The organism is Streptomyces sp. enrichment culture (assembly GCF_964272895.1).
Classification (GTDB): Bacteria; Actinomycetota; Actinomycetes; order Streptomycetales; family Streptomycetaceae; genus Streptomyces.
On sequence record NZ_OZ186832.1, the window covers coordinates 3808883 to 3821625 of the forward strand.

Sequence of the window (12743 nt, forward strand, 5' to 3'; positions counted from 1 at the left end):
CCGGGTGCGCGTCGTCGTGAGGACCGTCAGCGAGCTCTGCATCACCGCCGGCACGGTGATCGTGCTGTTCGTCGTCTATGTGCTGTTCTGGACCGGCGTACGCGCCGACGCGGCGATGGGCGAGCAGATCGACCGGCTCCAGGACACCTGGGCCGAGCGGCCGGCACGCCCCGCCGCGGCGAGCGCCGGGGAGCCGGCGCCGTACACGAGGGGCCGCCCCTTCGCGATCATGTACATCCCGCGGTTCGGTTCCACGTGGCACAAGCCGGTGCTGGAGGGCACCGGCACGGACACCCTGAAGAAGGGGCTCGGCCACTACGAGGCCACCGCCCGGCTCGGTCAGCGGGGCAACTTCGCCGTCGCCGGGCACCGGCGCACCCACGGCGACCCCTTCAAGGACTTTCCCCGGCTGCGGCGCGGTGACGCCGTGGTGCTGACCGACGGGACGACCTGGTTCACGTACCGCGTCGACAAGGGGCCCCACCGCACGGTGCCCACCGACGTGGCCGTCGTCGACCCCGTCCCCCGCGCGTCCGGCTACACCCGCCCCGGCCGCTATCTCACCCTCACCACCTGCGACCCCGAGTGGGGCCACAGCCACCGGTTGATCGTCTGGGCGCATCTTGAGCGGACCCAGCCTGTGGACACAGGGGAACCGGAGGCGCTGCGCCGTTAATCTGGTTCGGGCGGCGTGCGTGAAGGTGCCGTGGCACGGACGGAAGGGACGGCATGTACGGCTGGATCTGGCGGCATCTGCCGGGCAACGCGTGGGTGAAGGCGTTGATCTCACTGCTGCTGGTCCTCGCCGTGGTCTACGTCCTGTTCCAGTACGTCTTCCCGTGGGCCGAGCCGCTGCTTCCCTTCAACGATGTGACGGTGGACAACCAGTGAGCGCTCGCATTCTCGTCGTCGACAACTACGACAGCTTCGTCTTCAACCTGGTCCAGTACCTGTACCAGCTGGGCGCCGAGTGCGAGGTGCTGCGCAACGACGAGGTGTCGACCACGCACGCCCAGGACGGCTTCGACGGGGTCCTGCTCTCGCCCGGCCCCGGTGCCCCCGAGCAGGCCGGCGTCTGCATCGACATGGTCCGCCACTGCGCGGCCACCGGCGTCCCCGTCTTCGGCGTCTGCCTGGGCATGCAGTCGATGCAGGTGGCCTACGGCGGTGTCGTGGACCGCGCGCCGGAGCTGCTGCACGGCAAGACCTCGCTGGTGGAGCACGAGGGCAAGGGCGTCTTCGCGGGCCTGCCCTCGCCGTTCACGGCGACCCGCTACCACTCCCTGGCCGCCGAGCCCGCCACCGTCCCCGCGGAGCTGGAGGTCACCGCCCGCACCCACGACGGCATCGTCATGGGCCTCAGGCACCGCGAACTCCCCGTGGAGGGCGTGCAGTTCCATCCGGAGTCGGTGCTCACCGAGCACGGCCACCGGATGCTGGCCAACTGGCTGGTGGAGTGCGGCGACTCCGAGGCGGTGGCGCGCTCCGCGGGGCTCGCCCCGGTGGTGGGCAGGGCCACGGCGTGACGTCCGACTGGTACGGCTCGGAGGGGTACGCGACGGCGCAGGAGCCGTATGCGCCGTATCCGCCGGAGGAGCCGCACCAGCAGACGCCGTACGAGGCCCCGTACGAGACGCCGTACGAGGCCCCTCATGAAGAAGTCCCGCGGGACGACGAGACCGTCGCCCTGCGGATACCCGCCGTTGCCGGGGAGTCCATACCGGCTTTCTCCAGCGCCTCCGGGAGGGCCGGGGAGGGCGGACCCCCGGTCGGGGGCCGTGCGGCCCGCAGGAAGGCCGCCAAGGGCCGCCACGGGCGCCGTGGGAGCCAGGGTGGGAGTCAGGGGAGCCACGGGGGCCCGGGGAGCCGCGGGGGCGGCGCCGGGCCGGCCGGTGCCCCGGACCGTCCGCTGTCGCGGGTGGAGGCGCGCCGGCTGGCGCGTGCCCGCAAGCCCGGCCCGGCCGTCGTGGCGAGCAGGGTGATCGGCGAACTGTTCATCACCACCGGCGTGCTGATGCTGCTGTTCGTCACCTATCAGCTGTGGTGGACGAACGTACGGGCCCACGCACAGGCCGGTGCGGAGGCCAGGGACCTCCAGGAGGACTGGGCCAGCGGCAGGCGCAACCCCGGTGTCTTCGAGCCCGGCGAGGGGTTCGCGATCCTGCGCATCCCCAAGCTGGACGTGGTGGTGCCGATCGCGGAGGGCACCAGCAACAAGAAGGTGCTCGACAAGGGCATGGTCGGGCACTACGCCGACGGCGCGCTGAAGACGGCGATGCCGGACGCGAAGACGGGCAACTTCGGGCTCGCCGGGCATCGCAACACCCATGGGGAGCCGTTCCGTTACATCAACCGGCTCAAGCCGGGCGATCCGATCGTCGTCGAGACCCAGGACACGTACTACGTCTACAAGATGGCCTCGATCCTGCCGGTCACCCGGCCCAGCAACGTCAGCGTCCTGGACCCGATCCCCAAGGGCTCGGGTTTCACCACGCCCGGCCGTTACATCACCCTCACGACATGCACGCCGGAGTTCACGAGCAAGTACCGGATGATCGTCTGGGGCAAGATGGTCGAGGAACGGCCGCGCAGCAAGGGCAAGCCCGATGCGCTCGTGAGTTAAGGGCGGAAGAACAGTGGCAGCGACCACCGAAGAGCACACCGAGGCGGACCTGCCGGACCCCGCCCCCGCGCCCCGCCGCCGCGGCACCGGCCGGATCGCCACCGCGATCAGTGTCTTCGGGGAACTCCTCATCACCGCCGGCCTGATCCTCGGCCTGTTCGTCGTCTACTCGCTGTGGTGGACCAACGTCCTCGCCGACCGCAAGGCGGACAAGGAGAGCGACAAGGTCCGCGACCACTGGGCCGAGGCCCGGAACACCGGTCCCGGCTCCCTGGACACCAAGGACGGCATCGGCTTCCTGCACGTCCCCGCCATGACCAAGGACCAGATACTCATCAAGAAGGGCACGGACGCGAAGCTCCTCAACGACGGCGTCGCCGGCTACTACACCGACCCCGTCAGGGCGACCCTCCCCATGTCCGGCAAGAACGGCAACTTCTCCCTCGCCGCCCACCGCGACGGCCACGGCGCCAAGTTCCACAACATCCACAAACTCGACAAGGGCGACCCGATCGTCTTCGAGACCAAGGACAAGTGGTACGTCTACAAGGTCTATGCCACCCTCCCCGAGACCTCGAAGTACAACGTCGACGTCCTCGCCCCCGTCCCCAAGGAGTCGGGCCGGAAAAAGGCCGGCAAGTACATCACCCTGACCACCTGCACCCCGATCTACACCAGCCGATACCGCTACGTCGTGTGGGGCGAACTGGTCAGAGTGGAAAGGGTCGACAACGCCCGCACCCCCCCGAAGGAACTGCGGTAGCCATCTACCATGACGAAGGCCCGAAGCCGCAACTACGCCTTGCGACTTCGGGCCTCTTGCCTTCGGGGTTACCGCAGCGCCTTCAGCCGTGCCCCGGCGCTCCAGGCATCCAGCGCTCGCGGTCGACGGTGATGACGTCGCTGAGGCGGTCGGGCGATGTCGGCACGGGCGACGGCCCTGGCGCGATAGGAACTCAAGTTGAGCTCGTTAACTTCTCGCAGGTCAGCGCCCCGAACTACCCGCAGGCCATTGGACCCCAGCTTCTGCCGGTGGCGGTTGAGCAAGTTGTTGATGTGCGACGACGATCAACGGGGCACGTCTTTTATGAGTGCATCAGACAAAGAGCTGCGGCCGACTCGTGCTGTTCTGGACCGGCAGTTCGTTCCGAGAGACAGCGGTCGATGTCCGCGAGTCCGAGACTGGAGCGGGCAGAGGCACCACTAAGCGGTCTGAAGGTTGCACCGTCTAGAGTCGGCCTCATCAGCGGACTGACCGCTTCACTACCTTTCGACATGTCAAGGTGAAGCGTCTGCAGCCAGCCGACGGCACCTGAGTATCCTGCGGCGTCGTGCGTGCAACAGTGCAAAGGCCCAGCCGCTGGACTTCGGCTGGACCCTGCTCCTCCGACTCTACATATTTGTTCGGTGGTCGATTTCAATGCCTTGGAGACTGATGCAAAAACAGTCCGTCTCACGCGACAAGGTTAACAGCTTCCCAAGTAGCTGGTTGGCTAACAGTGGGATATTCCGGAGCTGGCGGATGCGATCTTGCCATTATAGGTGATATTCCCTGCGACAACGATGCAGTTGTTCGGTGCGGTCACGCTGACCGGGCCTGCATAGTAGGAGAAGTTCCCGCTGTCAGAATCAGATGCCGGGGGGTTGGTGCAATAGGTGCTACTCTGGCATTTGTGAATCACGAGATTCATTGGCTTCGGGGTGCCGTAGCCTCCGGCGGTTGTCGAAGGCATCGCAGCGCAGTTTTTTCCAGTGGCCGAGTCGTAGTAAAGGTAAATAGTCCCATACAGTGTGCCGTCGGTTGTCCTTACTGGATAGCTGTCGATCTGATTCCCACCGCAGCCGTAGCCAGCAGCTTGTGCTGAAGGGGCGAATGCAATTCCTGCTGCTGCAATAGCTCCGGCTACTGCAAATCTGCCAAGCGTCCTAAGCATCATCAATCCCTCGGTGGAAATTTTGATCGGTCGACGTGCTACCCAGCGCGTCTTTATCTTATGGGAGTGCAGAGGGGGCGTCTAGGACGATGTGATCAGCCGGCGGGTTATAGAGCTTTTACGGACAACTTCAAGTTGATCAAATGTGAAACTTCCATGTCTATGCTGTGGTTTGGGCTAAATTGGTGGGTGTTTTCCATGCTCGGCTTAAGCTGTCCTGAAGGCGGTCCCCTCATGACTGCTCGTTCCGGGAACGGCGGGGTGCCGCTCATCACTTGCAACAGCTTCCAAGCAGGCGTCGCCTCCTCTGGCCGTATGGAGGAGGCGACGCCCTCGATGACTGACCGGCCTGCGTACACGGCTGTCCTTGAGGCTGCTTCCCAACCGGTTTGCTGCTGGTAGCTCGCGTCGTGCTTGCGGTCGCGCGTCGCAGCAGCGGCGGAGTGCCACTGGTCGGTCCGGCAGATACTTCCCAGAAGGTCCAGCAGCTCGGCCTTGCAAGCCACGTGCGGGGACCCGACCAGTTCAAGAAGGAACGGCACCGTGGGTGCTGTCGCCTCGCCGACGACGAACCCCAGGGCACAGATGGCGTCGCCCAGGTCATCGATGGCGATGCGGGCCGTCTCCTCATCCCCGTATGCGATCCGGGATAGCAGAGGGGGGATACCATCGGCCGCGGCGCCCGTCGCGTCGTGTAGTTCTGCCCAGCGGACCCCGGAGACGTTCCTCAACAGACTTCACACGTCCTGCTCCTCATCAGATCGTCGTGCCACCCCCGGCGGCGCCTTGAGCATGGTGCAGCTACGAGTGAGGCCCTGGCCAGGCGGCCCGTGACGGGGCGGTGCGACACGGCTCCGGCCTGGCTTCATGATCTTGCTGTGACTGGAGTGATCACAGCGTCGGCCCCGTCCTGGACAGCCCCGTTCACCGGGCTGAGCCCACGCTGCTTCGGCAAGCTGGTAACCGCGCTGAGCCGAGAGGGGCTGATGCGGTGCGGTGAGGTCGGGGGATTGCCTTTGGAGGATCGGGCCCTGCTGATCTCGACGTGCTGGCGCACGAACTTAACGCTGCGCCACTTCACGGGATGACGCTTAGGGGAGAGAGGATCTGACGCCTGTAAGCGAGTGGTGTCTCATCCCAGTCGGCTCGTAGCTCTGTCTGCCCAAAGGCAGATGCAGACAGCCTCAGCCAGGGATACGTCAGTCCAGGTGATGCGCAGCGTCCGGTCTTGATCACACGTTGGTAGACCGCGGTGACCCTGTTGGCCAGCTGCGAACAGACAAGAAATCTCCGTCCACAGAGACGTCGATGAACCGGGGGGCTCGTCCGGCACGGAATCGAACCCCGCTGCCAACGACATGAATAAGCCCCTGACGCCCCTCAAGATGAAGGGTGTCAGGGGCCGCCGTCATGAGGACGCCGTCAGTCGAGGCCGCCGATGAAGCCGTCTCCGCCGCCGCCACCGTTGCCGTTGCCGCCGCCGTTCTGCTGGCCGCCGATGGTCGTCAGGGTGATCTGCTTGCCTGCGGGGTCGTCGGTCTTGTCGCCCGGCTTCGGGTCCTGGTCGACGACGATCGCGGCGTCGCTCGAGTCGCTGCCGGGCGCGAACTGGATGTTCGTGAAGCCCTGCTGGTTCAGGATCTGCCGGGCCTCTGCGACCGAGCGGCCGCGCACCTCCGGCACCTGGACCTCGGTCTTCTCCTTCTTGCCGATCTTGATGACCACGTTGGAGCCCGGGTCGACCGGAGTGCCGGCGGTCGGGACGGTCTCGATGACCTTGCCGTTCTGGTTGTCGTCCGTCACCGGGACCTCTTCGCAGGAGCCCGTGAGGTTGCTGGACTGGAGCTGGGCCTGGGCGGCTTCGCAGGAGGTCTGGCCGAGGACGTCCGGGACGGTCACCTTGGCCTCTTCCTTGGCCACGGTGAGGGTGATGGTGGAGCCCTTCTCGACCTCGTCGCCGAGCTCAGGGTCCTGCTCCAGGACCGTGTCCGGTTCCTCCGTCGACGTCTCCTCGTAGGTCACCTTGACGTCGAAGTTGTACTTGTCCTCACCGAGGATCGACTTCGCTTCGTCCAGGCTCTTGCCGGTGACGTTCGGCACCGCCACCTTGGGCGCGCCCGTCGACAGGACGAGGTTGATCGTCGTCTCCTTGTCGACCTCCCCGCCCGACTTCGGGTCCTGGTCGCAGACCTTGCCCTTCGCCATCTCCTCGCACGGCTTCTGCTCGAAGGCGACGACGAGGTCGACGTTCTCGGCCTGCTCCCTCGCCTGCGACTCGGTGAGGCCGACGAAGTTGGGCACCGCCGTGGTGTCGTTGCCGACGCCGTTGCCCTTGAAGATCCAGTTGCCGATGAGGATGGCGCCGACGAGGACCAGGACCGCCGCGATGGCCAGCAGGATCGTGGAGGTGTTGGACTTCTTCTGGCGGCGCCGGTCGGGGCGGTCGTCGTAGCCGTAGCCGCCGTCGTCCGGGTTCATCGGGGGCAGCATCGACGTGGCGCCGGCGTCCGTGGAGCGCAGGGCCGTCGTCGGCTGGTCGTCGGGGTAGCCGCCGTAGCCGACCGAGCCCATCGCGGCCGTGGCGGCGACCGGCTGGCCGTCGAGGCACGCCTCGATGTCGGCGCGCATCTCGTCGGCCGACTGGTAGCGGTAGTTCGGGTCCTTGACCAGGGCCTTCAGCACGATCGCGTCCATCTCGGGCGTGATCTCGGGGTCGAAGACCGACGGGGGCTGCGCCTCTTCCCGTACGTGCTGGTACGCGACCGCGACCGGGGAGTCGCCCACGAAGGGGGGACGCACGGTCAGCAGCTCGTAGAGCAGGCAGCCCGTGGAGTAGAGGTCCGAGCGCGCGTCGACCTGCTCGCCCTTGGCCTGCTCCGGGGAGAGGTACTGGGCGGTGCCGATGACGGCGGAGGTCTGGGTCATCGTCATGCCGGAGTCGCCCATGGCGCGGGCGATGCCGAAGTCCATCACCTTGACCTGGCCGTTGCGCGTCAGCATGACGTTGGCCGGCTTGATGTCGCGGTGGACGATGCCGTTGCGGTGCGAGTACTCCAGGGCCTGGAGGATGCCGATGGTCATCTCCATGGCCCGCTCGGGCAGCAGCTTGCGGCCGCTGTGCAGGAGCTCACGGAGTGTGGAGCCGTCGACGTACTCCATGACGATGTACGGGATCGAGACCCCGTCGATGTAGTCCTCGCCCGTGTCGTAGACCGCGACGATCGCGGGATGGTTGAGCGAGGCGGCCGACTGGGCCTCCCGGCGGAACCGGGCCTGGAAGGACGGGTCGCGCGCGAGGTCCGCGCGCAGCGTCTTCACCGCCACCTGGCGTCCGAGCCGGGTGTCATGCGCGTGGTAAACCTCCGCCATGCCACCACGGCCGAGCACCGGGCCCAGCTCGTACCGGCCGCCTAGGCGACGCGGCTCTTCCATGGTTACCTACCAGCCCTCTCCGTCGGTCCCGACCCGTACGTCCGTGCGGGTCGAGGCTGCCGTCCGGCCCTACCGTACCCGGCTCTCTTTGTGCGACCTGGCCAAGCCCGTCACCCGTGACAGGACCGGTACCGCAACGTGCACCGTTGTGAAGGGGACGTGATCGGCGTCACTTCTTGCTGTCGATGACCGCCTGCATCACGTCCCGGGCGATCGGGCCGGCCAGGCCGCCACCGCTGATGTCGTCACGGTTGGCCGCGCCGTCCTCGACGATCACCGCGACGGCGACCGGCGAGCTGCCGTCGTCGAGCTTGGCGTAGGAGATGAACCAGGCGTACGGCTTCTCGCTGTTGTTGAGGCCGTGCTGGGCGGTACCGGTCTTGCCGCCGACCGTGGCCCCGTCGACCTTGGCCTTGGCGCCGGTGCCCTGCGGGTCGTTGACGACCGCCTCCATCATCTCCTGGAGCTTCTGCGCGGTCTCGGCGGAGACGGCCTGGGACAGCTCCTCGGGCTCGGTGGTCTCGATGGTGTCGAGGTTGGCGGCCTTGAGCTGGTCGACCATGTAGGGCTTCATCAGCTTGCCGTCGTTGGCGATGGCCGCGGCGACCATGGCCATCTGCAGCGGGGTGGCCCGGTTGGATGCCTGGCCGATGCCGTCCATGGCGTTCTGCGGCCGGTTGTCCTCGGGGTAGATGGACTCGGCGGCGCGGACCGGGGTGTCCAGCTCCTTCTCGTTGAAGCCGAACTTCTCCGCCTGCTCGATCATCTTCTCGTTGCCGACGGTGTCGGCGAGCTTCGCGAAGACGGTGTTGCAGGACACCATGAGCGCGTACTTGATGCTGGCGTTCTTGCACTCGCCGTGCTGGTTGCCGAGGTCCGTGGTGGTCTCGGGCAGCCGGTACGGGTCGGGCGTCTTGGTCTTGTCGTCGATGCCGTCGACCACGCCGTTCTCCAGGGCCGCGGCCGCGGTGACCACCTTGAAGGTGGAGCCGGGCGGGTAGACCTCGCGCAGCGCCCGGTTCAGCATCGGGTCGTCGGGGTTGTTCTCCTTCTGGACGGCCTTCCACGCCTCGGCGTCCTTGTCGGAGGTCCCGGCGAACTTCGACGGGTCGTACGAGGGGGTGGAGACCAGCGCCAGGATCTTGCCGGTGGACGGCTCGATGGCGGCGACGGCGCCCTTCTTGTCGCCGAGCCCCTCGAAGGCGGCCTTCTGTGCGGCGGCGTTCAGGGTGGTGACGACGCTGCCGCCCTCGCGGTCCTTGCCGGTGAGCATGTCCAGGGTGTTGCGGAAGAACAGCCGGTCGTCGGTGCCGGTGAGGATGCCGTCCTGGAGCTTCTCCAGCTGGTTGGCGCCGAACGCCTGCGAGGAGTAGCCGGTGACCGGGGCCCACATGGGCCCGTTGACCCAGGTGCGCTTGTACTTGTAGTCGCCGGACTTGTTCTCGACCGAACCGGTGATGGGCTTGCCGTCGACGATGATGTTGCCGCGCGGGATGGAGTAGCGCGCGATGTTGACGCGGCGGTTGTCGTCGTCGGTGGCCAGCTCGTCCGCCTTGACGTACTGGAGCCAGTTGTCGCGGATCAGCAGGGTCAGGATGAGCAGCCCGCAGAAGATCGCGATCCGTCGCAGGGGCTTGTTCACGGTCGGACCACCTGGGTCATCTCGGCGTCGGGGTTGGGGGCGGGGGACGGTGCCGGGCGGCGCGCGGTGTCGCTGATCCTGAGCAGGATGCCGATCAGCGCCCAGTTGGCGATGACGGAGGAACCGCCGTACGCCAGGAAGGGCATGGTCATACCGGTCAGCGGGATCAGGCCCATGACGCCGCCGGCGACGACGAACACCTGGAGGGCGAAGGCGCCAGACAGGCCGATGGCGAGCAGCTTGCCGAAGGGGTCGCGGGCGGCGAGGGCGGTGCGCACACCGCGCTCGGCGATGAGCGCGTACAGCAGCAGGATCGCCATCACGCCGGCCAGGCCCAGCTCCTCGCCGAAGGTGGCGAGGATGAAGTCGGAGTTGGCGGCGAAGCGGATCAGCTCGGAGTGGCCCTGGCCCCAGCCGCTGCCCAGCGTGCCGCCGGAGCCGAACGCCCACAGGGCCTGCATGGCCTGCTCGGAGTGTCCGGCGACGCCCTGGCGGGAGAGCATGTACTCGCGCATCGGGTCGAGCCAGGCGTCCACGCGCTGCTGGATGTGCGGCTCGAAGCTCGCCACGCCGACGGCGCCGGCCGCGGACATCAGCAGACCGAAGACGATCCAGCTGGTCCGCTCGGTGGCGACGTACAGCATGATGACGAACATTCCGAAGAACAGCAGCGACGTGCCGAGGTCGGTCTCGAAGACCAGGATCAGGATCGACATGCCCCACACCGCGAGGATGGGGCCGAGGTCGCGGCCGCGCGGCAGGTACAGGCCCATGAAGCGGCGGCTGGCGAGCGCGAGGGCGTCGCGCTTGACCATCAGATAGCCGGCGAAGAACACCGCGAGGACGATCTTCGCGAACTCACCGGGCTGGATGGAGAATCCGGCGACCGAGATCCAGATCTTGGCGCCGTAGATGTTCTGGCCGAGGCCCGGCACCAGCGGCAGCAGCAGCAGGAACAGCGCGCCGACCATGGAGATGTAGGTGTAGCGCTGCAGGACGCGGTGGTCCTTGAGGAAGATCAGCACCACGATGAACAGCGCGATGCCCATCGCCGTGTACAGCAGCTGGCGGGGCGCGGCGGTGCCGGCCTGGCCGATGGACTGCAGCAGCTTCGACTGGTCCAGGCGCCAGATCGCGACGAGCCCGAGGCCGTTGAGCAGCGTGGCCAGCGGCAGCAGCAGGGGGTCCGCGTACGGGGCGAACTTGCGGACGACGAGGTGGCCGACGCCGGCCAGCAGGCCGAGGCCCAGCCCGTACGCCAGCAGGCCGGAGGGCACCTCGTCGTTGATGGCGAGGCCGACGTTGGCGTAGGCGAAGACCGGGATGGCGACGGCGAACACGAGGAGCGCCAGCTCGGTGTTGCGCCTGCTGGGCGCGCCGATGGCGCCGATCGTGGACGTGTGGTGCGTCGACGGGTTGGTAGTACTGCTCATCGTGTGACGGGGCCTCTCACGGCTCGCCTACTGCTTACCGCACAGCGAGACGACCTTCTGCTCTTCCTCCGACAGGCTCGGGCCGGGGCTGGGAGTGGGGGTCGCGGTCGGGGACTTGGAGGTGTTGGGGTTCGGCGACGACGGGGCCGACGGTGTCGGTGTCGGCGACGCCTTGGACGCCAGCGAGGTCCGGGTGGTTCCCGTGGTGCCGCCTGCCTCGCCCTGGCCCGTGGCCGCGTTGCGCTCGCTCTCGGCGGCGCGGCGCTCGGCCTGCTTGCGGCACGCGGACGCCTGCACGGAGAGTTCGTCGATCTTCGCCTGGGCGTTCTTCAGTCCGCCCTCGGCGATCGTGGCCTTGACCGCCTTCTGCTGGTACGGCGGCAGGTACTTGAGTTCGATCTCGGGGTGGTCCTTCTCGACCTTCGACAGCGACACCCAGGCCAGGTCCTGGCTGATGCCGCGGTAGAGGGCGACGTGCTCGCCGTTGGTGCCGACGTAGTACTGGGTCTGCGTCCAGCGGTAGCCGCCGTAGAGCCCGGCGCCGACGACGGCGAGGGCGAGGCCGATGTACAGCGACCTCTTCAGCCACTTGCCGCGGGGCCGGTCCTTGACGAAGTCGTCGTCGCCGTAGCCGCCGAAGCCGTCGGTGGGGATGAAGCCGGTGACGTCCCCGGAGCCGGGCGGGCCGAACTCGCCGCCGCCGTGCTGGGGCCGGCGGCCGAGGCCGGAGGCGCGTCCCGCGGGGGTCTGCATGATGTTGTTGTCGTGCAGCTGGTGCGGGTTCTCGGCGACGGCGCCGACGATGACGGGGGCGTCGGAGATCTGCCCGGCCAGGGTGTCGCCGGTGTCCAGGTCGAGGACGTCGGCGACGATGACGGTGATGTTGTCGGGGCCGCCGCCGCGCAGCGCGAGCTGGATCAGCTCGTGCACCGTCTCCTGGGGGCCCTGGTAGCTGGCGAGGGTGTCCTCCAGGGTCTGGTGGGAGACCACGCCGGACAGGCCGTCGGAGCAGATCAGATAGCGGTCGCCGGCCCGGACCTCACGGATCGACAGATCGGGCTCGACGTGGTCGCCGCTGCCCAGGGCGCGCATCAGCAGGGAGCGCTGCGGGTGGGTGGTGGCCTCTTCCTCGGTGATGCGGCCCTCGTCGACCAGGCGCTGCACCCAGGTGTGGTCCTGGGTGATCTGGGTGAGGACGCCGTCGCGCAGCAGATAGGCGCGGGAGTCGCCGACGTGGACGAGGCCGAGGCGCTGGCCGGTCCACAGCAGGGCGGTGAGCGTGGTGCCCATGCCCTCCAGCGTCGGGTCCTCCTCGACCATCTGCCGCAGCTGGTCGTTGGCGCGCTGCACGGCGGTGCCGAGGGAGGTGAGCACGTCGGAGCCGGGGATGTCGTCGTCGAGGGCGACGATGGTGGAGATGGCCTCGGAGGAGGCGACCTCACCGGCGGCGGCGCCGCCCATGCCGTCGGCGATGGCGAGCAGGCGCGGACCGGCGTAACCGGAGTCCTCGTTGCCCTCCCGGATCATGCCCTTGTGCGATCCGGCGGCGAAGCGCAGTGACAGACTCATGCCCACCTCGCCCGTCGGCTCCGCATGCAGCCGGTCGTGTCGAGCCACACTGCCCACCCTCCGGTCGGGAGCGCGCCGGGGCCCGGGGTGCCGGCCGCCGCAGCGTGCTC

9 protein-coding genes and 2 pseudogenes are annotated in these 12743 nt (G+C 67.7%); 6 read left to right on the forward strand and 5 right to left on the reverse strand.

The genetic code is table 11. The features are described 5' to 3' along the window. Positions 1-4: 4 nt before the first annotated feature. The 5 genes and pseudogenes from ACSU6M_RS17235 to ACSU6M_RS17255 all read left to right on the forward strand — a co-directional run bounded on the left by ACSU6M_RS17235 (position 5) and on the right by ACSU6M_RS17255 (position 3386). Positions 5-676, forward strand: coding sequence for a class E sortase (locus tag ACSU6M_RS17235; protein WP_437070611.1), 672 nt, complete (start codon positions 5-7; stop codon positions 674-676). 19 nt (positions 677-695) lie between these two features. Further along, positions 696-891: pseudogene (locus ACSU6M_RS17240) on the forward strand (hypothetical protein). Then, complete coding sequence (locus ACSU6M_RS17245) at positions 888-1526, forward strand: aminodeoxychorismate/anthranilate synthase component II (RefSeq protein WP_437070612.1); 639 nt, start codon at positions 888-890, stop codon at positions 1524-1526. The pseudogene ACSU6M_RS17240 and the gene ACSU6M_RS17245 overlap by 4 nt, the downstream one beginning before the upstream one ends. Beyond that, complete coding sequence (locus ACSU6M_RS17250; protein ID WP_437070614.1) at positions 1523-2623, forward strand: class E sortase; 1101 nt, start codon at positions 1523-1525, stop codon at positions 2621-2623. The genes ACSU6M_RS17245 and ACSU6M_RS17250 overlap by 4 nt, the downstream gene beginning before the upstream one ends. A gap of 13 nt (positions 2624-2636) precedes the next feature. Next, positions 2637-3386: a class E sortase gene (locus ACSU6M_RS17255; RefSeq protein ID WP_437070615.1), complete on the forward strand. Its 750-nt coding sequence runs from the start codon at positions 2637-2639 to the stop codon at positions 3384-3386. Between the two features lie 1278 nt (positions 3387-4664). Here the strand turns inward: ACSU6M_RS17255 and ACSU6M_RS17260 are convergent. Then, the gene (locus tag ACSU6M_RS17260) at positions 4665-5288 is read right to left on the reverse strand and encodes a hypothetical protein (protein WP_437070616.1); all 624 of its coding nucleotides are present in this window, start codon (positions 5286-5288) and stop codon (positions 4665-4667) included. A gap of 147 nt (positions 5289-5435) precedes the next feature. Here ACSU6M_RS17260 and ACSU6M_RS17265 point away from each other — a divergent pair. Then, positions 5436-5630: pseudogene (locus ACSU6M_RS17265) on the forward strand (IS5/IS1182 family transposase); the annotation flags it as partial. A 349-nt stretch (positions 5631-5979) separates the two neighbouring features. On the opposite strand, the gene pknB reads toward ACSU6M_RS17265, so the two are convergent. The 4 genes from pknB to ACSU6M_RS17285 all read right to left on the reverse strand — a co-directional run bounded on the left by pknB (position 5980) and on the right by ACSU6M_RS17285 (position 12633). Further along, complete coding sequence (gene pknB / locus ACSU6M_RS17270) at positions 5980-7989, reverse strand: Stk1 family PASTA domain-containing Ser/Thr kinase (RefSeq protein ID WP_437070617.1); 2010 nt, start codon at positions 7987-7989, stop codon at positions 5980-5982. A 169-nt stretch (positions 7990-8158) separates the two neighbouring features. Next, positions 8159-9631 carry a peptidoglycan D,D-transpeptidase FtsI family protein gene (locus ACSU6M_RS17275; RefSeq protein WP_437070619.1) on the reverse strand — a complete coding sequence of 491 codons (1473 nt, stop codon included), beginning with the start codon at positions 9629-9631 and terminating at the stop codon, positions 8159-8161. Continuing rightward, positions 9628-11064 carry an FtsW/RodA/SpoVE family cell cycle protein gene (locus ACSU6M_RS17280; protein WP_437070620.1) on the reverse strand — a complete coding sequence of 479 codons (1437 nt, stop codon included), beginning with the start codon at positions 11062-11064 and terminating at the stop codon, positions 9628-9630. Before ACSU6M_RS17280 ends, ACSU6M_RS17275 begins: the two co-directional genes overlap by 4 nt. 27 nt (positions 11065-11091) lie before the next feature. Then, positions 11092-12633: a Stp1/IreP family PP2C-type Ser/Thr phosphatase gene (locus ACSU6M_RS17285; protein ID WP_437070621.1), complete on the reverse strand. Its 1542-nt coding sequence runs from the start codon at positions 12631-12633 to the stop codon at positions 11092-11094. Positions 12634-12743: the final 110 nt, after the last annotated feature.